Source organism: Nostoc linckia z4 (assembly GCF_002608075.1).
Lineage (GTDB): Bacteria > Cyanobacteriota > Cyanobacteriia > Cyanobacteriales > Nostocaceae > Nostoc > Nostoc linckia.
In genome coordinates this window covers 1-20,612 of sequence record NZ_LAHA01000072.1, presented here as the reverse complement: position 1 = coordinate 20,612, position 20,612 = coordinate 1, and the positions used below count along the sequence as shown (strand labels likewise).

The following is a 20,612-nucleotide window of genomic DNA, read 5'->3' as shown; positions in this document are numbered from 1 at the left end:
TTTTTGTGTATATAAATTGTGTTAGCCATACCGCAGACTTGCTGCTTTATCCGGCTAATTATGCAGTAGATGGAGTTTGCATAATACTAGAGAGTGTGTACAGCAAATTACAATTCACATGATACCCTAATTATTAGCTTGTCTAACAATAAGAAGTGCAAGTTAATTTTCTATCTGCTTGAAACTGCCGTGAGTCGTTGGTGCTGCAATTTCAACCCCTTGCGACAAAAATGGAGCTTTTTTTTACGGAGATTAGGGAAGGAGGCAAGTCACTCTTAAAAAATTATGATATTGTATGCTTTATTTTCAGTGTATTTACTTAAAAATTGTAATAGGCACTTTAGTGCTTAAAAATCAAGAACAAAAGTCTTTACTACGAACATTTTTCCCCTACAAAATTAATGGGACAAATCTTGGTATTTTTAAAATCGCCAACCTCCTTCCAAACGAACTTCAAAATTATCTCCACTAATACCAAAGCGGGATTGCCAAAAAGTACCATTAGAAGAATTATGCTTGATTAATAATCCATAGGATAAATCATGAATGCGGTTTTTTATACCCCGATTAACATCTCTAAAATTTTGTACATAAGCTCCCAAAGACCAATTTTGATTTATCCTTTGATTTCCTTCTAATGTGTAAAAAAAATCATCACTTAATTCGAGAAAAGTATTGAACTCTAAACCTATAGATAGTAACAACTTACCTTGAAAAAATCCTACTGGAATTAAATTGCCTTTATTCTCAATCAATATCAGCGCTGGAGCCAAAGAATAATTTAAATTACGATTTTGATAAGAAAAAAAATAACTCAGATTTAAATAAGCAGGATTTTGAAGATTTGCTGCACTATTCAAAGAAAAGCGTAAAGCCGGAATATGGCTAGTAATTGCTTGAATTTTTCCATCAGCATCAAACTTTGTATGGTTATTTATATAACTTAATCCACCGTTAGCATAAATACCCACTGTTGGTTCCGAAAGTCCTAAATTATTATTTTGAATATTAAATGCAGAGTCTCCATCCAAGTTAAACCAGACACCTGAATTCATACTGTAATTCCAGTTCCCTGAAGAACCCGTCCATAAAAATTCTAGTGTTGGTAAAGATAGATATCCATTAAAAACCTGTAATTGAGTAATGATTTGCCCAATGCGACTTAATTCAATATTGTCAAAAGCTAGACCAAAGGAACGAATATTTATTGGTATCTGTGTCATATCGGCTGAACTCCAGTTTTGCACAAATTTTTTGCCGTTAGAATTAGTTAAAGTTACTTGTGCAGCTAATGAGCGATTCCGGGAACGAATAGATGTTTGTTCTAAAGGAACGGGTACGCCAATAAATGTTAAAGGGCCAAAACTATTGTTAGAAAGGTCTGTCTGAGAAATAAAAGTTTGACTATTTTGTCTCCAAGTACGATTTCCATTTATAAATTGAATTGCTCGTTGATGATTTCCGGTGCGTATTTGGAAAATATTGGAATTATTAAGTCTAATTTTACTAGGAAAGGTAAATGTTCCAGAAACTTGTTCTAAGCCACTAATGCGATTACTTAATAAGAGTATTTTGTTGAGTGATTGGTTGAGGTTTCTGATTTGCTCTGGTGTGGCTTTTGTATTTAAATTGGCAAAATTAGCTTGTTGCAAAAATTCATTTTTAGCTTCTTGCAAACTTTGTTCTAACTGTGGAGGTTTAATTAACTCAAAAATTCCTCCCATCAACATGCCTAGTGTTGTATTAGCAGTTTGTAATTCATCTATTTTTAATTTTTGGATTGAAAAAGATAGGGAAAATCCAGGGTTACTAAAAACATTAGTATATGTTGCTTGAATTTTTATAGGATCGTATTGTAATAAGGTTCGATTATGAGGACGACTAAAATAAAATCTCTGCCAGTGATAGTTGTCTTGTTTATTGCTGACTCCAAGATTAGTTATTCTCTCACCTAAAGGAACCCAATATAAAGAATTTAGATAATATAAATTTCGTTGGTTGTCACTCAGAAAAGGATTAATGGCTAAATTTAGTAGTTCATAATTGTCAAATTTATTTACTTGAGCAATTTTGATTCCTGGTAGAGATGTAATTTGAGGTTGAAATTTAGTTTTCTCGCCTGTTAATGGATTACCCCAATTAAATCCTATTTTTTCTAACGTTTCCTGCGGAATTACTGTACCTGTAGTCAGATTTCCAGCTTCTAATAATGGTTGTAAATTACTGGTTGGAAAGGATTGTAAAATTAACGGAGTATTGTCTGTATCTAAAAATTTAAATAAAGAGCCACCACCTTGAGAATTGTAAGTTGAAGCAGTTCCAAGGTTCAACATTAGAGGAATACTTGGAATTAAAAAATTGTTATTGTCACTATTAATAATAACTTGAGGTGTGGGAGTACCCGGTGGATTAATAACTTCAGCCCCAATGGATTGAATCGAAAATTGGTTATTGTTAGTTTCTCCTGCTAGTTCTTGAAATGATTGAGGAATAGATGAAATTGCTTGCATTCCCCAAAGTTTTTGAGTTAATAGAAGAGATTGTCTGGTTTCAATTTCCGTTGATTGTCCTTGGTATAAAATTCCACTTTGCAATCCTTGAGTTTCCAAGACAATACGATTGCCAGATAGTAACCAATAAAACTGATGTTGGCTAGGAAAATGAGCGAAAGTAAAACGATTAACTATTGGTTCATCTCTAGCAGAGTTGACAATAAAATCAGTATAATTTTCATCTTGTAGAGGATGAAATTTTGCAGGTGAAAAAGTAAAATTATCGGTAGGATTTATTATCCAAGGATATTTATTGGCACTGTTGGTTAAGGAATTTAGTATCAGTAATTCTAGAGTTTTTTTTTCAAAACTGGATTGTTGTTTTGCTCATTGGGAGTAATTGAGTTTACAGTGCTATTCTCTTCAGGAATGGATGCTGGTATTTGGAACGGATGAATGAGTTCTGGTGAACTGGGATTAGGAGTAGGTAAAAGGTTGGCTGGAATTTGTGTAAAAATAGTATTTCTCAATTTGTTTTCAGCAGAATGTTTGGTATCATTGATAATCTTGATGTTTGTAGTCAATACTGAATAATTAAAATATTTTTTTACATTTATATCTAAATTATTTTTTGCTTCTACTCTATGAAGGGTATTAATTAGTAATATGATAGTTAATCTAGCTAGATTAATAGATATCTGCGTAAAATTTAATTGACATTTTAAAAACATTTATTTGGGGACTAGCATTAAAATTTTAGGCTTATTTATAGTTGAAAATCATCAAAATAAATTACACTCAACGAACTTCATGATGAATAAATAGTAATTTTTATTATGAAGAATAAGTTTCTAAATGACAACATCAACTAATTAATGTTTCAGACATAATTACTTACAGCGTATTTCAGGTAAATGAAGTACACAGGTACAGGTGTATAGCGAAACTATTCGTAGAGACTCTTAACAGGAAATAGGTAAAAAGGAGTAAAACTCCAAACTATATCATGTCCGCATAATTAATTATGATTCCCACAGCCATTGCACCCACCCTGCCTGCGGGGTGGAGCTTTGGTTCTTTGGGGTTTTTCGGGTTTAATAAGTAATCAAGCGGACACGATATTAAATATGAGTCCTTGGGTATTGGTAACATTTTGCTGATGCCCCATCCCCAAAAACTTCATCGTGCAAGTGGTGTGGAGTTTTTCATAAATATTTTTCCATAACATAGTTTTTAAACCAAACTCCCCGCCGTTCTACTTGCTGTTCTTTGGCTACGCTAAATCCTTGATTTTGAAAAAATGGCTTTGCAGTAATACTCGCTTCTGTATACAGCCTTTTTATTCCTTGAGATTTGGCAGTATTTTCTAGATAATTGAAAAGTTTGGAACCAAGACCTTTTCTTTGGTGTTTGCGATGACAATAAAAACAATCAATGTGACCATCTGCTTCTAATTCTGCAAACCCAACTATCTCTCCATTATCTTCAGCAATGTAGGGAAGTTTGGCTTGTAATCTTGTATGCCAAACTTCATAGTCCATGTTTTTCGGTGCCCAAGCATCGACTTGTTCTTGAGTGTAGTCGGCAATATTAATTTCATGAACTGTATCATAAAACAATTGCATAATCGCTTTGGTATCAGATAATCTATATTCCCTAATCAGGATATTCTCAAGTTTCATAAATCTCTAAAGGTAAATTATCTGGGTCTTTAAAAAAGGTAAATTTTTTACCCGTCAGTTCATCGATTCTAATATTTTCTGTTGCTATTCCTTGAGAATTTAAGTAATCAACAGTTTGTTTGATATCATCAACTTTAAAAGCCAAGTGCCTTAATCCACATGCCTCTGGACTAGTAAATCGTTGCGGCGGGCTGGGGAAGGAAAATAACTCTATTTGAGCATTTTCTCCTACTTGTAAATCTAATTTATAAGAATTTCTTTCGGCACGAAAAGTCTCTGCAATAATCGTAAAACCTAAAGTTTCGACATAAAATTTTTTCGAGCGATGGTAGTCAGAGCAAATTATTGCTACATGATGAATACCAGTGGTTTTCATGTGTATTTCTCCTGGCGATCGCTTCACTTTTTACTGTTACTAAAATATTACGATTTTTCCTTGAGCAAATCTGCAATTGAGGTTAGTAATTCAAGTGGTTTTACTGGTTTGGCGACGTGTTTGTCGAAACCAACTTTTAAAACTCGCTCTCGATCGCTTTCTCCAACATAAGCCGTTAAAGCAATGGCCAAAATTTCCCCACCCTGGTGCTTTGGCATTGCTCTAATCTGTTTCATCAAACCATAGCCATCAATTTCTGGCATTGCTAAATCGCTGATTAATAAATCAGGTACTTTCTCAGCAATGGTAACCAGGGCTTGAGTTGCGGATGCAACCGCAGCGATGACTGCACCATTTTGTTGTAGCAAGAAGGAGACAAACTCCCTAGTATCTGCATCATCATCTACAATTAATACCCGTAGTCCATTCAATATTGAAAAGTTAAAATTTTCCGTTGCTCCCCCTACTCCCCCAGTTTCCCTTGCTGGTGTCATTTCTTTCATTAAAGGTAGTTTGACGGTAAAAATGGCTCCCTGCCCAATTCCTGGGCTATCGGCGATGGCAGTTCCACCGTGCAATTCCACTAAATGGCGAACTATTGCTAATCCCAGTCCCAACCCACCAAATTTTCTGGTTGTGCTGCTATCGGCTTGACGAAAATATTCAAATACGTGGGGTAAAAATTCTGGTGAAATACCTTGACCTGTATCTTTAACTTGAATTACTGCCCACTGGGAAGTCAAATCTTGAGTTAATGCAAGGCTAACTTCCACTGTTCCTTGAGTAGGAGTAAATTTGACGGCATTGGAGAGCAAATTTCCCACAACTTGCTGGAGGCGATAAAAATCACCAGAGATTTTACCGACATTGGTGTCAAAGTGAGTTTTGATTTGAATAGATTTGGTTTCTGCAATTAAGCGGACTGTTTCTAATGCAGCCTCAATGACAGCTAGCGGGTTGACAGGGGCAAAAGTCAAATTTAGTTTACCGCGAATAATTCGAGAGACATCAAGCAATTCATCAATTAATTGAATTTGCAATTGTGTATTTCTTTCGATGGTTTCTAAAGCACGATTGGTAGTATTTTCATCAAATTTGCGACTTCTAAGTAGGGATGACCACCCCAGAATAGGGTTGAGGGGCGATCGCAATTCGTGGGAAAGAATCGCCAGAAACTCATCTTTATTGCGGTTTGCTTGTTTGAGTTCTTCTGCTTGTTGCCTGAGTGCTTTTTCTAATTGTTTTCTGGGGGTGAGGTCAATAATAAAACAAATCCAAGATATTGGCGATCGCGTAACCATTGCACCACCAATTAATATGGGAATGCGGGAACCATCTTTGCGAATATATTCTTTTTCGTAGGCACTAAATACCCCAACCGCTAACAGTTGCTCCATACTCTGGACATCCAGGGCATGATATTCAGGTGGAGTGATGTCTTGTCTGCGTACCTTAAAAGTCAATAATTCCTCCCGCGTATAACCCACCATTTCGAGAAACGCTTCGTTGGCGTCAGTAATGTACTCAGGAGTAGCGAATAAAATGCCAATAATGTTGGAATCAACTAACCGTCTTAATTGAGTTTCCCGCTGAAGTAAATTATTTTCTGCCTGTTTGCGCTTGGTAATATCTTGGGCAGTACCCATCAATTTTATTGGTTTGCCGTCGGCGTCGCAAAACACACGACATCTAGCATCAATCCAATGAATGCTGCCATCAGGCCAAACACTGCGGTATTCAATATCAGAATCAAGTTTTTGTTCGATAGAATTGCTGATGGCTTCTTCGATGATTGGATGGTCTTCTGGATGTACGCAGTTGAGGAAAATCTGAAAATTAATTTCGGCTTCTGGGGATAGTCCAAACAGTTGCTTACATTTTTCTGTCCAAATTAACTCATTGCTAGTGATATTCCAAAACCACATACCAACTTCAGCGGCGGTAGTTGCCAATCGAATCCGTTCTTCACTTTCTCGTAGCTTTGTCTCGGCTTGTTGGCGATCGTGTAGTGCAGCTTGCTGTTCAGTAATATCAGTATTTGCACCAACTACCCTGACTACCTGACCATTTGCATCCCGCACTGCAAATCCCTTATCTTGCACCCACAAATAGCGGCCATCCTTATGACGTACTCGGTACTTGATACTATAACGATTGCCAATGGCCATACTAGTAATAAACTCATCATTCACCATTGGTAGATCCTCTGGGTGAATGTGTTCTTGCCACCACTCAAGGTTAGGTTTAGCTTCTTGTTGGCTGTAGCCAAAAACGTCAGTTAAACCCTGAGTTCTTTCCACAGTATTTTTATGAACCTCCCAGTCATAAATCATACTGTTAACTGCTGCGGCTGCTAGCTCAAACCTTTCGTTACTTTGGCGTAGAGAAATTTCTGTGGCTCGTCGGTTTGTAATATCGAAAGCGATTCCCAAAAGATGATGTGTTAATCCCTCAGCAGTTCTGCCGTATACAGTGTCATAGCTACAAAACCAGCGCCACTCACCATTAGCATGGCGAATTCGGTATTCAAAACTGAGAACTTCCCCCGCAGCCACGGAATTAAATCTTTCTAGATAACTGGGCAGTCGTGCTAAATCGTCAGGGTGGATAAGTTGAGTAAACAACTCACTTCCCATAGCTTGGATTTGTTCTGGTGTGTAGCCCCAAAAATCAGTAATTTCGTAATTAACGTAACTATTTCGCTGCTCGATTACGTCATAAATATACAGTATGCCTGGAAGAGTGCCAGCAATTTGTTGAAACAGACGTTGACTATCCCAACGCTCTGAAAAATCCTCTACATAAATTTTTTTAGTATCTTCAACACAATTACACTTATCCTCAGCTTCCAGGTATTTAGACTCAGTAATATCTGAAAAAGTTACGACAATGGCGTAGGGTGTAGTTCCTGTAACTTGAAAGAGCGGTTGTGAAGATAATAACAGCCAGACTAACCGATCGTGAGGTTTATAGAACCCACACATTACATTCAAACAAGGTTTACCTGTCTTGAGAGCAACCATCACCGGGTGAATATCACGCAGCAAAGGCGAGCCATTTTCATCAACAAATTGCCATTTAGATTCGAGGAAATTTTGTCCTACAAACTGCTCGGTTGTCACTTCCAGAATGCTTTCAACCGCAGCATTGCAAGCCTGAATTGTACCGTCAGGTAACAAAAGCATCGTTCCCTCTTGTTTACTGACTGCTAACGAATAATTCGATTCTTTATTAACTTGCCTATACAGCAGCTTGTCACTAGCCAGCTGGTTTTGAGACTTTTCTGCGCCTGGCATTCTGTTAGAGTTAAAGAAATTGAATAGTGAATAAATATAATATTCAGTATTTAACGATTACATAAATTTTAGAGCAAAATCTTCTACTTGAGGGCGGAATATGACTGAAATTATTAGTCATTAGTCATTGGTCATCTCTTACAAAGTTCTGATGGTCGGAAACCTCCGCTCAGACTTTGCGCTTAGTCATTAGTCATTAGTCATAAATTATTCTCCTTGTCTCCCTTGTCTTCCTTGTCTTCCTCATCTCCCTCATCCCCCTCCCCACTCCCCAAGATTCAGTTAATCTAGTTAAAAAGCTGACTCTACCAAGTTCGTGATGTAAATGCAACTCTTACAGGAGGTCAAACTGTGAGTAACCTGGGCAAAAAAAGATTAGAAGTTGTTTTAGCGATCGCTACTTATTCTATTGGCAATGGTACTGCCTCTGCTGCTCCAACTCCTGGTGTAGAAATTCCCAAACAAATTGTCTTAACGGCGTCTGATGTTGCTATGTATACCACTATCTGGAAAATCTATTTTCATGAGGATTTATCTAGTAAAGGAATTTTGGAAATGCTGGCAGAGTTGGGTTTAGTTACCTTTGCTGCCACAGGTACAGCTTATATTGTTAGCAAAACTACTACAGCCATCGTCTGTGAAATTGCACATTGGCTTGGGCCTGTGGGATGGGGTGTTGCTGCGGCGATCGCTACTTCTATTACTGGTTTATTTGCCGCTAGCTGGGCAGTATATTGCGATCGCCTTTATTCTCAAAGAGAACTTCAATCAATTTAATTCTCCTGGGAACTGGATTTATTAAACCTGCTTTAAAAATAGGGATTGAGAAAACCAAAATATTTTCATTGCGATCGCGGTAGCAGTATAAATTGCATATTGACTACATTAGATTGTTGACTGTTGACCGTTGACAGTTAACGGTTAACAGCCAAGAACAACGCTAGTAGTCTGACAACTCAACAATGCTTGGTGAAGGCTGGAGAAAGGTAAAGGTATTTAAAACCTTTCCCCTTTTCCCTTTTCCCTTTTCCCTTTTCCCTTTTCCCTTTCTTTCCCTTTYCCCTTTCCCCTTTTCCCCTTTTCCCTTTCCCCTTTCCCCTTTCCCCTTTCCCCTTTCCCCTTTTCCCTTTCCCCTTTCCCCCACCAAGTCAAGGTAACTGCTAGTATAGTTATGCTTTTTTAGCGCGCATTAGCTTATTATTTATATTATATTGCTGTTAATTTCATAAAAATTCCTGTAGATGCTTGCTTATGCACCCACAGGATTGTATAACTTTCTGATTGATTGTACGACTTTATTATTCCTCCACAAAATAGGATTGCTATATATTTCTACTATTCAACCGTAACACTTTTAGCAAGGTTACGAGGCTGGTCAACGTCTAAACCGCGACGGGCAGCGATGTGATAAGCCAATAGTTGCAAAGGTACAACTGTGAGTAGGGGAGAAAGTAATTCTTCTACGTGGGAAACAGGAAGTAAATCGTTAAAGATTTCCCCTGCTTCGCCATCTTTTACGGGAGTGACACCAATTAAGCGAGAATCTCTGGCTTTGGCTTCTTGGGCATTGGAAATTACCTTTTCATATACACTACCAGGAACTGCGATCGCCACTACTGGAACTTTCGCATCTAATAATGCAATGGGGCCGTGTTTCATCTCGCCGGCTGGATATCCTTCGGCGTGAATATAACTAATTTCTTTTAATTTCAATGCTCCCTCTAAAGCAATGGGAAAGTTAATTCCTCTGCCGACAAAAATGAAATCTTGGGTTTCAGCAAATTCATGGGCTAACTGTTCAGTTAAACGTTCTTGACTTTCTAATGTTGATTCAATGTCTTTAGGAATTTCTCGCAAACCATTAATAATTTTCTCTAAAGTTTCTTTAGAAGCTGTCTGCCGATGAGCTGCTAAATCTAATGCCAATGCATAAAACGCCATCAGTTGGGCAGTAAAAGTTTTTGTCGCCGCTACGCCAATTTCAATTCCAGCTAAGGTGCTGATGATATTTGGTACTAAATGACCAAGGCTACTTTCTGGACGATTAGTAATACCTAAAAGTCGTGCTTCATATTTAGCTTCTTTACCCTGGCGGCGTTCTTTTTCCATGGCCAAAGCTGCTAAGGTATCAGCCGTTTCTCCTGATTGAGTAACGCCAATAATCAAAGTATTGGATGTCAGTGGTGACGGTGCATAGCGATACTCAGAAGCGTAATGTACTTGAGTAGAAATTCCTGCAAGTTGTTCGATTAAATATTTACCAATTAATGCCGCGTGCCAACTTGTACCACAAGCAACGATGTGAATTTGTTCTAAATCTGTGTATAAATTTTCAGGTAACCTCAGATTAATTGGCGATCGCCCATTTGCCTCTACATTATTAAAATAAGCTTCTAAACTAGCTCTTACTACCCCCGGTTGCTCGTGAATTTCCTTGAGCATGAAGTGTTTGAATCCCTGTTTTTCCACCATCGTGGGATTCAAGTTGAGTAGTCGTGGTTGCTTTTTGAGTCTATGGCCAGCGAAATTATAAATTTCAACGCCTAATGGTGTCAGGCGGGCAATTTCGCCATTTTCTAAAGGTAACACCGCACGAGTGTAGGCAACGATGGCTGGCGTGTCGGAAGCACAAAAGAACTCCCCTTGACCAAAACCAATCACTAAAGGCGCTTGTTGGCGAACAACAATCAATTCATCAGGATAATCAGCACAAACCACCGCTAGTGCAAATGCTCCTTCTAAGCGGTTAACAGCTTGACTAACTGCTTCTAGAAAATCAGATGAGGAAGATGAAGCAGAAAAATTCTTTAAAATTTCGGCGATGAGGTGGGGGATAACTTCGGTATCTGTTTCCGAACGAAAAACGTGTCCTTTTGCTTTGAGTTCTTCCCGCAACTCGCGGTAATTTTCGATAATCCCATTTTGTACCACCGCCACTCGCATAGCAGTGTCCATGTGGGGATGGGCGTTGTATTCTTCTGGTTTACCATGAGTCGCCCAGCGAGTATGACCAATACCAATTTGGGCAGGGGTTTCCATTTGTTCTAGTTTAGAACGTAGGTTATGCAGCTTGCCCTTAGCCCGCACGCAATGAACTTCACCTTCCCAAATAGTCGCGATTCCAGCAGAATCATAGCCCCTGTACTCTAGTTTTTCCAGCCCAGCCAGTAAAATATCTGTTGCAGCTTGAGTGCCTATATATCCAACAATTCCGCACATTGCTCACACCATTTTTTTTCAGGATGATTACATCCAGTATAGTTGTTACCACAAACTGGGTGTTTTGCAAAGATAGGGCTGATACAAAAACGGCTAAGAAGGTGAAACAAGTCAAAAGTTTTAGTTTCGTTGACTGTTGAGTGTTAACTGTTGACGGTTAACACTCAACAACTAATTAAAAATTACCAAAAAAAAAGGGGGCTATTTGCTCCCTCTATGCCACTAGGTATTGTTATAGATTCTGGGCTTTGGATTGGACGGTACAAAAGTGGCTTATAGGATTTAAATACCCAGAGATTTTATCCCCATTCTAAAATTACGATTTTGTAAGGCGGGCAGTACCCAACACCAGTTGCACTTTTGCAGAACAAAGGACTGCACTGGCTTCCTGACAATGGTAAAAGTAGTTGCTATTGAACACTACAGGAGTCTTGAGTGCTGAGTTCCGAATACTGAGTGAGGAATCAAGAAATTATTTTTGTAATTTCCTAGTTTGTATCTCAGCACCAGGTACTCAGCACTCTGCACGAGGTTTTTAGTAAGCCAGACCCATACTGCGAGTTGTTTCAGCACCCAGGTAAACCCGAATGCTCAAAAAGTCTGTGGGGCAAGCAGTTTCGCAACGCTTACAGCCTACACAGTCTTCTGTACGGGGTGAAGAGGCAATTTGAGCAGCCTTGCAGCCATCCCAAGGAACCATCTCCAGTACGTCAGTGGGGCAAGCGCGGACGCATTGGGTGCAGCCAATGCAGGTATCGTAGATTTTTACGGTATGAGACATTGAAAAAACGGCTCCTTTCGAGTGTTCTTCTCTGCGAAAGAATCATAATCAACGCATAGTTTACCGCAGTGCTTGATAGGCCGTAATCAAAAGGCTACATAACTTTAAACAATTTAATAAGCACGTTAGAAAATTTGTTTTTGCGAGATCGTCCCTATTGACCTTTAAATTAAAAACACCATTGCAACGTATTTTTACCACTCAAGTACCATAATATGGCTTGCTAGTAAAGTCATCTACAAAAAAATCAATTTAAAAGATGAGAACGGCAAGTTATCTATGGTACTTATTAGTTAGACACTATAGCAATCCCAAATCCAGGAAATGTATAACAAAATATTAAATATTTAACCAAATTTACCAATTAAGTGTAAAGACGATGTGGCTTGATTATTGCTTATCGCTTCAGACTAGTGGTTCATCGCATTAGTTATGAAAGGTTTGTAGTAAGCACTTTAGTGCTTAAAAATCAAGTACTAAACTCCTGACTACGAACATTTTTTACCTACCAGTTCTTGCATCTGTATCAATATTTTGGTGAATTGGTATAACTCATAAAAAATAAAGCGATCGCCCTGAGTATTTATGAGCGATCGTTCACCAAGAATTTTTATATTTAAATTTTTCATCCTGGCAAATTTATAATTTTTACTCCCAGATATTTTAGAGTATTTCTGAACTGGCAAATTCATCATTAATTAGAGAAAATTTTGGCAAAATAACTTGCTCATTAGCTATTTCGATGGATTCTTTTTGGTGAGGATTGACATCAGTGAAATTATCTTTTTTATACTCTCTTTCTCTAATTTCGCGAGCAATACTTTCCAAAAGCCAAAGTTGTTCTTCCACAGACAAAGCACGGATGGAGCGCTCAATTTCGAGTAAATTCGGTGATATCATTTTGCTGGTGATTTCCAAAAAGGTGTATTTTTCAAAGCTATTATACTCAGTCTATCTGGTTAATCCAGAGCGGGAGCAAATTCGCCATCATTTTTCCCAGATCTATCTTTTCATCAACCAAAGTGACATTGCTATAAACAACCATTAGCCAATTTGATGACATTTTAATTAAGTATTACTGCCCAATCAAAATGTAGGGTAAGCTTGTTACATGAATTATGAAACAGCTCGAAAACTCCTGATAGATCAGACAATCCCAACCCAGGATTACCCAGATGCGCTGTTAGAGCGTATGAAACATGGGAAACCGCCAGTACCTGGTCAAATCACCTCAATTTTGTTGGCATTGAAAGTAGTGTTTGAAGCCCTCAAAGATGCCTCCGCCCTAGACCGAGAACTGGCCTTGGCGCTTTATCAGTTAAGCATCAAGACACAGCAACTATATGCCGCAGGACGTAAAGTTGGTATTGATTGGCCGCCCCTACTCAAGGAAGATTTGTTACGAATTTCCTTAGCAGCTGAGAGTATCTTTTCAGGCACATGGCAAACTTTAGGTTCTGTAAGTTTGGAGAAACTGTGAAGGAGGGAATGGGGGGGTGGGGGAATGGGGAGATGGGGAGATGGGGAGATGGGGAGACGCTCTGACGCGGAGAATAATCAATGCCCAATGCCCAATGCCCAATGCCCATCACCGAATTTGCAATTCCTTTTCTAATTTATCTAAATCTGTTTTGAGCAAAATCGTCATTTGACCGGTAAAAGCTTTGCCTGTTTTAGGTTGGGCTATTTCTACCCAATACACATAGCGGGAACCTACTCGTAATTCTCCTTTTAAAGCTTCTCGAATGGGAGTTTTAGCGAGACGCGCGGAGTTAACTGCCTTTTGGTTGGGATATTGATACACAACTTCGGCGCGATCGTAGTCTTGATAAATTTCCAAGCCATAAATCACCCGCAGGGATTCTCGCAGGCGATCGAATGTCATACCGTTAATAGCATCATACATAGCAATCCGCTCAGTGCGAATTGTGCCACGGTCTTTGGAAAACTCCACCCTACCGGGAGGCAATACCGACGCTTGAAAAGTGAATCTTTGAGCAGCTGTATCAGTCTTTTGCACAAACAATTGCTCTCCACTTCTGGGGCGGAGTGTGGGATGTGCTTTAATCCAAGTGCCTACTTCTTCTGTACTTTGTCCTGGTAAAGCATTTACTTTGGCATCAAAAAGCGTTCCTGTACATAGCCAGGGCACTAGGGAAAAAGGCAAAATTAAAAACTTAAGCAGAGATTTGTTGAGCATTTTTCTATTCAGGATTTATATGAAAATTTCCCTGTTAGGGATTAACCATAGTTTTCCCGTTTTTGGGCAAGATTATTTCAAGCGTCAACCCAACTTAAAATATCAGAGATTTTACTTATCAACGCTCTATCATAGAAAAAGCTAAAAAATCGAATTATTATGAGCATTACATTGATTTAGCCCAGAGCAAGAACAAATAATTCAAGTTTTGCTAGCAACAGATAAATTTAATAGTGTTGATGAAGTAATTCAAATGTCAATATAGAAGCGTATCTAGGCTCTCTAACAAACACAAAATTTGAGGATATAATACCTATGATTGTTAGAATTTTTTTTGATTAAAATAATGAGTATTCAGGTTATTTAGGGTATGACAATACTGTTGCAGCAGAATGCTTAAACTCTCTGGGGTACTTGCAAAAGTTATTGAGCGTTTTACGATTCACCAAGTAAAAGTTTAAAGTAGTACATTGACACTCCCCCGACTGACTAAGTATCGCTTGTTTGACGACACGCTGTAGACCCCGACCATTTGCTATACCCTGCAAAAAACTAAGGAATCATTGCTACTTTAATTACTCGACGCGCTTTCATGTCATAAAACACTTGTTCTAAATCCTTTAATGGTCGCTGTTCGCTAATAAGTAATTCAAAGGTAATTTTTCGACTGGCTATTAGTGATAAAGCCGATCGCACATACTTTGGTGTATTATGAAACACGCCTTTGAGGGTTAGTTCGCTGTAGTGTAGCTGTTCTGTATTTACACTAATGCTGGTATCGCGTGGACAACCGCCGAATAAGTTCACGGTTGCACCAGGACGGGCGCAAGCGATCGCAGTTTCCCAAACACTAGGTACTCCAGTAGCTTCAATCACTACATCTGCACCCCATCCTTGGGTAAGTTCTTTCACTACACCAGGAATATCCAAAATTTGATGATAATTAAAGGTCTGGACTGCACCCAATTTTTTACCAATTTCTAACCTGTGGTCATTACCCCCCCACAGCAAGACTTCCGCAGTATCCGCTAAAGCCGCTACAAACATCAACCCGATGGCCCCATCTCCCAAAACAACTACTTTATCTTGGGGTTGGATATGAGAACGCGCTACACCGTGCAACACGCAAGCTAGGGGTTCCGTCATGGCTGCTAATTCCCAAGGCAAATCATCGGGAATCTGCAATAAATTATGCTGCACTATGGGTGCGGGAATTTTCAGATATTGGGCAAAAGTGCCGTTATTCCAGGTTAAATTTGGACACAATGAATATTCTTGTCGTTGACAAAAAAAACAATCCATGCATGGGGCGGAATTATTAGCGACAACGCGATCGCCTATTTGCCAACCCGTAACATCTGCTCCCAAGGCTACAATTTCCCCAGCCGCTTCATGCCCAAACAGCGTCGGCGGTGTCAACATTTTGGCATGACCGCCACGCCGCCAAACTTTCAAATCAGTACCGCAAGTTGTGGCGGTTCCCACTTGGATGACGACTTCGCCAACCCCAGGAGTGGGGTCAGCAACTTCCTCTAGGCGTAAATTTTCTTGCCCATAAAGTAAAGCTGCTAACAAAATTTTCAACCTATCAATTAACTCCAACTGATTTTACCAGTTGAACCTATTTGATAGGTCTAAATAAGTAGGTCAACTTAATTAAACATAAAACAATGCTAGTGGCGTGGCAAGCCTTAAATGTTGCAATAGATTTTATTGTGGGATGGGTGTCCTCACCCGTCTGGGCGGGCAGGATGCCCGCCCCACAAGAGTTTTCTAATGGACTATTTTAGCCTTGCCACGCTACTACGTATGACGTTTTGTTAGGTTGAGCTACTTATCAAAACTCAGCAGTCAGGACTCAAAATTAACAATGATTGTAAAAACAAGGTTTTCATAGCTTGTTAATTTTCTTGAAATTATTAAGCTTGGGTCTCAAAGTGTTCTCAATTCTGTATTCTGAATTCTGTATTCTGAATTCTGAATTCTTAGGTCTAAACTAAAATTTGATTTTGATTTTTTAGTAAGTTTTTATCAAACTAAAAGGCTACAAAATTAGGAATTCGCAGTTGTTTGAGGAAGGACTCCGGTATTTCGGCTTTCCACATTCGACAAACGAGCAACAGTTAACAGCGGTACTTCTTGTCGGCACGACAGGCAAAACCAATATAATTCGCCATGACGGATATGACGCAGGAGGGAACCGCCGCAGCATGGGCAAGTGTTGGCTCTCGTACTCATACCAATGTCCTCCTTAAAATAAAAGTTGTTGTTTAAGCTAAGCAAAAAAAAGCAATTGATTAAAAGCGGATGTTCGCGGCGTGAATGCGGCCATTCGATTCTATGCGGTCTTTAATAATTTGTCCGTAAACAGCTTCATATCCGTTAACCATTTGGCTAACACTAAAATTGTCTTCTACATATTTTCGACAAGTTTGACGATTGAGTTTCAAAGCTAATGGAATCATTGCCGCCATTTGGGTATAGTTTTGGCAGATAAAACCTGTTTTCCCGTGAGCAATCACTTCAGATACGGAGCCTAAATTCATGGCAATTACTGGCGTACCAGTTGCCATTGATTCGATCATTACTAAGCCAAAAGGTTCTTGCCAAGCGATGGGGAAAAGAGTAATGGCAGCATTACCCAGAAGTTCAGTTTTTTCCGTGTGGTTGATTTCACCTAGATATTCAATTTGCTGACCATCAATATAGGGGGCAATTTCTTGTTCAAAAAACTTAGTATCTCCTAAGTCAACTTTTCCAGCCATCTTTAAACGCCAACCAGTTTGTTTAGCAATGGCGATGGCATGTTGTGGCCCTTTATCTGGCGAAAAACGACCTAAAAATGCCAAATATTGAGGCTCTGACGGTTGGGCTACAAATGGATAATCTGTTAGTTCAATTCCGTTATAAACCGTGGCAATATAATTAAGGTCGATTTGACGCTGGGAGTTACTAATGCTGACGTATGGTTGCTTTTGGTGGTAGCTAAATGCTTTACGGTTATCCTTTGTAAAATTATTGTGTAGAGTATGCACTGTAGAAGTTGTTGTTATCAAACTCGCCAAAGGTAATGCTGAAATCCCTACATGAGAATGGATAATATCGAACTCGGCAGCACGTTGATAAACTTGACTCACTTCCAGCATTTCATACACTATATACTCTTTGACATTTGGGTCTAAGCGTAATGCACGAGGATAAACTGCTTCTAATTGAGCCATCGTTTCAGAATCGCCGGAGGCAAATAAAGTTACCTGATGACCGCGACGAACAAGTTCATCAGTCAAGCGACTCACTACCAGTTCTATTCCTCCATAACTAGGAGGTGGAACCCTTTCCCATAAGGGCGCAACTTGAGCGATTTTCATAAGTTGTTTTGGTTCAGTCCATAAATTTGTCCCCACCATAATGAGCTACCTCATTATTTTATGAGAACAAAGCATTTGTACTTACTTTTTTGAAATTTAAATTAACCTAACAGGCTACCAAAAACACAATATTCGGTTAACCCTAACGTAAATTTTTCACCAAGCAAATCTCTAGAATGTCGGCAAAACTCGGCTTTGAGCCACATTTATAACCTATAACTAATCAATTACTGGTTGCATCTGTCTTCGGGATCATAATCTAGTAGAATATTTTGTAGCAGAACTTACAAAAGTGAATATTTTGTAGCTCAAAATACTAAATTATTAAACGGGATCAAATTATTACAACTGAATTTAAAAGCAATGAACAGATAGCATGTAAATTATAAATATTAAATAATTTAAGAAAAATTACATAATTTGTAATTAGTAATTTACAAAAGTTTTGATAGCCAACTCATGAAAATCGCTACTTGGAACGTCAACTCAATTCGCATTCGTCTCGAACAGGTTACTGATTGGTTAACTCATAATCCCGTTGATGTTCTGTGCTTGCAAGAAACCAAAGTTATAGATGCCGAATTTCCGCGATCGCCTTTTGAGGAAATGGGCTATCACCTTTATCTATCAGGACAAAAATCCTATAACGGCGTAGCGATAATCAGCCGCCAACCACTCATAGACGTAAGCAGCGGCTTTAGGACAATTTTGAAAGATTTACCCTTGGAATGGGAGGAACAAAAGCGAGTCATTACAGGTGTAATTGACGGTGTTCGGATTGTGAACTTATACGTTCCCAACGGCGCGGCGGTAGGAACCGAAAAATACGAATATAAACTGCGTTGGCTGACAGTGCTACGTGAATACTTGCGATTGCTGCTATTGTCACAATCTGATATTTGTGTGTGCGGTGACTTCAACATTGCACCAGAAGCAAAGGATATTCACGAACAAGTGAGTACAGAAAATCATATTATGGCCACAGAAACAGAGCGCCAAGCCTTACAGGATATTTTGACACTGGGATTTGCTGACGCTTTTCGCAAATTTACTAGCGAAGGCGGAAATTATACTTGGTGGGATTATCGCGCTGCGGCCTTCCGTCGCAACTTAGGTTGGCGCATTGACCATCATTATCTTACCCCCATACTCTATGAACGGGCTAAAAGTTGCATCATTGATGCAGCACCAAGAAAATTGACCCAACCCAGCGACCACGTGCCGGTGATTGTTGAATTTTAAATAGGGCATGGGGCATGGGGCATGGGGCATGGGGAAGAGGCAGAGGGGCAGAGGGGAAAAACTCATCTCTCCCATCTCCCCATCTCCCCATCTCCCCATCTCCCCATCAACCGATCGCTTTCTAATTCACAATCCTAAATCTACGGCAATGCGGTGAGCGCAGGCAAACCCAGAAAAAGCCACTGCGTTTAATCCTTGACCGGGAAAGGTGCTATCGCCAACACAATAAAGTCCGGGAATAGCGGTGCGATTAAAGGGCATTTTCAACAACCCGCGCAACTTGTGTCGGGGAATTGGCCCATAAGTGCCATCCTCACGACCCAAAAAGCGGCGATGGGTGCGGGGTGTCCCTACCTCCAAATAATCTAATCCAGCATCTAAGCCGGGAAAAATCTTCTCTAGGCGGTCAATAATTGCCCAAGCCGCCTTTTCTTTTTTTGCTTCGTATTCATCCTGAGAAAGTCCTTGCCAATCATTAATCCAGTGAGGCGTAAACGCATGAATGATATGATATCCACTCGGTGCTAAATCTGGGTCAAGCAGTGTGGGAATGGAAACAAAAATTGTGCCTTCCTCCGCCATCATCTTTTCCCAGTCTTCCAGCAAAATATGGTGACACTCGGTTCCTTCAGGTAAAACTGATTGTTTTACACCCATATGTAAACTCAAAAAGCTGGGTGATTTTTGATAATTTTGTTGCCATTTTTTCTCATTATGAGGTATTCCCTCTACTGGTAATAATTGTTGAAATGTATCCCAGCGTGTAGCATTAGAGACTATGCGTTTACCCCGATATACTTTACCATTAGCCAGCTGCACGCCCACTGCTCGTCCCTGTTCTATGAGAATTTTTGTGACTCTGGCTTGGTAGTGAATTTCACCTCCAGCTTTTTCTAGACCTTCCACCAGTTTTTGGGCAATTTGTCCGACTCCCCCTTTGGGATAGTTGACTCCGCCATAATGCCGATCTGAAAATACCATCCCAGCATTAATCATTGGTGTCATATCTGCTGGAACCACCGACCAGCAATAACACTCCATATCGATAAATTTCAATAATTGAGGATCTTTAATGTAGCGTCGTGCGATGTCCCCAGCATTTTGGGGCAGATACTTAACTAAACCAAGACACGCCAAAGGATGCTGGAAAAATACCCGCAACAGATACCGAGGTTCCTCCAGCGACAACAAATCAATGTTATTGAGACAGTTAAATACTTTTTGGCATTCGTCATAAAAGCGACGAATCCCTCGTTCTTCATGGCGAAAATGAGCAGTAAGATTTTGCAAAAATTTTTCATAAACTCGATCTACCTTCAGGTCTAAACCTTGGGGTAGATGATAGTGAATTTGTACTGGATCTGCGATCGCTTCTTGACTAACATTGACAGCCGACAGTGCGCGGGTCAATAAATTGGTAGTACCCCTTTGCCCCAGCCCAAAAATCATTGATGCCCCAACATCAAATCGATAACCCTGCCGTTCAAAATAACCAGCGCTACCACCAGGGATTAAATAACGTTCCAGTACCAGCACTTTTGCTTTCTTTGCAGCTAGCTGAGTTGCTGTTACTAAACCACCAATCCCAGACCCAATAACGATCGCATCAATTGTCATTTGTCATTAGTCCTTAGTCATTAGCAAATGCCCAATGCTCAATATCCCATGACCCATACCCAATCACAAAAAAGAGGGACAAGCCTGCTGCCGCTGGCTAATCCCGTCTGCCGATCCTTAAAGAGAGGAGAACACTGTATAACAATATAGCCTTGTTTGAGAATTGATGTCAATGGCTAATGAAAATCTTTATCAATAAAATTAACGAGAAAATTTTAGCCGTCATCGAAGAGTACAAGGAGATGAGGGTATGAGGCATGAGGAAAGATTAGATTTATTCCTTTTCCCTTTTCCCTTTTCCCTTTTCCCTTTTCCCTTTTCCCCTGCCCCCTGCCCCCT

At 39.6% G+C, this 20,612-nt stretch carries 17 protein-coding genes; 3 read left to right on the top strand and 14 right to left on the bottom strand.

The window, feature by feature from the left end; all coding sequences use genetic code 11:
* Positions 1 to 422 precede the first annotated feature (422 nt).
* From VF06_RS33790 to VF06_RS33770, 5 genes are all read right to left on the bottom strand, one after another.
* Positions 423 to 2,609 carry a hypothetical protein gene (locus VF06_RS33790; protein ID WP_099071467.1) on the bottom strand — a complete coding sequence of 729 codons (2,187 nt, stop codon included), beginning with the start codon at positions 2,607 to 2,609 and terminating at the stop codon, positions 423 to 425.
* Between the two features lie 233 nt (positions 2,610 to 2,842).
* Positions 2,843 to 3,223 carry a hypothetical protein gene (locus tag VF06_RS33785; protein WP_099071468.1) on the bottom strand — a complete coding sequence of 127 codons (381 nt, stop codon included), beginning with the start codon at positions 3,221 to 3,223 and terminating at the stop codon, positions 2,843 to 2,845.
* 474 nt (positions 3,224 to 3,697) lie between these two features.
* Positions 3,698 to 4,174 (bottom strand): GNAT family N-acetyltransferase, encoded by a 477-nt coding sequence (locus tag VF06_RS33780; RefSeq protein ID WP_199341774.1) that lies wholly within the window; start codon positions 4,172 to 4,174, stop codon positions 3,698 to 3,700.
* Positions 4,164 to 4,550 (bottom strand): SMU1112c/YaeR family gloxylase I-like metalloprotein, encoded by a 387-nt coding sequence (gene gloA2 / locus VF06_RS33775; RefSeq protein WP_099071469.1) that lies wholly within the window; start codon positions 4,548 to 4,550, stop codon positions 4,164 to 4,166. The genes VF06_RS33780 and gloA2 overlap by 11 nt, the downstream gene beginning before the upstream one ends.
* A 47-nt stretch (positions 4,551 to 4,597) precedes the next feature.
* Positions 4,598 to 7,846: a PAS domain-containing hybrid sensor histidine kinase/response regulator gene (locus VF06_RS33770; RefSeq protein ID WP_099071470.1), complete on the bottom strand. Its 3,249-nt coding sequence runs from the start codon at positions 7,844 to 7,846 to the stop codon at positions 4,598 to 4,600.
* A gap of 351 nt (positions 7,847 to 8,197) precedes the next feature.
* Here VF06_RS33770 and VF06_RS33765 point away from each other — a divergent pair, with 351 nt between their 5' ends.
* A complete protein-coding gene (locus VF06_RS33765) occupies positions 8,198 to 8,623 on the top strand; it encodes a hypothetical protein (RefSeq protein ID WP_099071471.1) in 426 nt (141 codons plus the stop codon).
* Positions 8,624 to 9,181: 558 nt separating this feature from the next.
* Here the strand turns inward: VF06_RS33765 and glmS are convergent.
* The 3 genes from glmS to VF06_RS33740 form a co-directional block, all read right to left on the bottom strand.
* Positions 9,182 to 11,065, bottom strand: coding sequence for a glutamine--fructose-6-phosphate transaminase (isomerizing) (gene glmS, locus VF06_RS33755; RefSeq protein WP_099071473.1), 1,884 nt, complete (start codon positions 11,063 to 11,065; stop codon positions 9,182 to 9,184).
* Positions 11,066 to 11,600: 535 nt separating this feature from the next.
* Positions 11,601 to 11,846 (bottom strand): photosystem I iron-sulfur center protein PsaC, encoded by a 246-nt coding sequence (gene psaC / locus VF06_RS33750; protein ID WP_012411495.1) that lies wholly within the window; start codon positions 11,844 to 11,846, stop codon positions 11,601 to 11,603.
* A gap of 663 nt (positions 11,847 to 12,509) precedes the next feature.
* Positions 12,510 to 12,746: a hypothetical protein gene (locus VF06_RS33740; RefSeq protein ID WP_099071474.1), complete on the bottom strand. Its 237-nt coding sequence runs from the start codon at positions 12,744 to 12,746 to the stop codon at positions 12,510 to 12,512.
* 211 nt (positions 12,747 to 12,957) lie between these two features.
* On the opposite strand from VF06_RS33740, the gene VF06_RS33735 reads away from it, so the two are divergent.
* Positions 12,958 to 13,326 (top strand): Dethiobiotin synthetase, encoded by a 369-nt coding sequence (locus VF06_RS33735; protein ID WP_099071475.1) that lies wholly within the window; start codon positions 12,958 to 12,960, stop codon positions 13,324 to 13,326.
* Positions 13,327 to 13,434: 108 nt separating this feature from the next.
* On the opposite strand, the gene VF06_RS33730 is transcribed toward VF06_RS33735, so the two are convergent.
* The 4 genes from VF06_RS33730 to VF06_RS33715 all read right to left on the bottom strand — a co-directional run bounded on the left by VF06_RS33730 (position 13,435) and on the right by VF06_RS33715 (position 17,414).
* Positions 13,435 to 14,046, bottom strand: coding sequence for a hypothetical protein (locus VF06_RS33730; RefSeq protein ID WP_099071476.1), 612 nt, complete (start codon positions 14,044 to 14,046; stop codon positions 13,435 to 13,437).
* A gap of 552 nt (positions 14,047 to 14,598) precedes the next feature.
* Positions 14,599 to 15,621 carry a zinc-dependent alcohol dehydrogenase gene (locus VF06_RS33725; protein WP_099071481.1) on the bottom strand — a complete coding sequence of 341 codons (1,023 nt, stop codon included), beginning with the start codon at positions 15,619 to 15,621 and terminating at the stop codon, positions 14,599 to 14,601.
* Positions 15,622 to 16,098: 477 nt separating this feature from the next.
* Positions 16,099 to 16,284, bottom strand: a complete 186-nt coding sequence (locus VF06_RS33720; protein ID WP_099071477.1) for a hypothetical protein — start codon at positions 16,282 to 16,284, stop codon at positions 16,099 to 16,101.
* 59 nt (positions 16,285 to 16,343) lie between these two features.
* Positions 16,344 to 17,414, bottom strand: a complete 1,071-nt coding sequence (locus VF06_RS33715) for a glycosyltransferase family 4 protein (RefSeq protein WP_099071482.1) — start codon at positions 17,412 to 17,414, stop codon at positions 16,344 to 16,346.
* Positions 17,415 to 17,873: 459 nt separating this feature from the next.
* Here VF06_RS33715 and xth point away from each other — a divergent pair, with 459 nt between their 5' ends.
* Positions 17,874 to 18,656, top strand: coding sequence for an exodeoxyribonuclease III (gene xth / locus VF06_RS33710; RefSeq protein ID WP_099071478.1), 783 nt, complete (start codon positions 17,874 to 17,876; stop codon positions 18,654 to 18,656).
* Here the strand turns inward: xth and VF06_RS41640 are convergent.
* Both VF06_RS41640 and crtH read right to left on the bottom strand, forming a co-directional pair.
* Positions 18,589 to 18,747: a hypothetical protein gene (locus VF06_RS41640; RefSeq protein WP_180267566.1), complete on the bottom strand. Its 159-nt coding sequence runs from the start codon at positions 18,745 to 18,747 to the stop codon at positions 18,589 to 18,591. The genes xth and VF06_RS41640 overlap by 68 nt on opposite strands.
* Before the next feature lie 35 nt (positions 18,748 to 18,782).
* Positions 18,783 to 20,273, bottom strand: a complete 1,491-nt coding sequence (gene crtH / locus VF06_RS33705) for a carotenoid isomerase (RefSeq protein WP_099071479.1) — start codon at positions 20,271 to 20,273, stop codon at positions 18,783 to 18,785.
* Positions 20,274 to 20,612 lie beyond the last annotated feature (339 nt).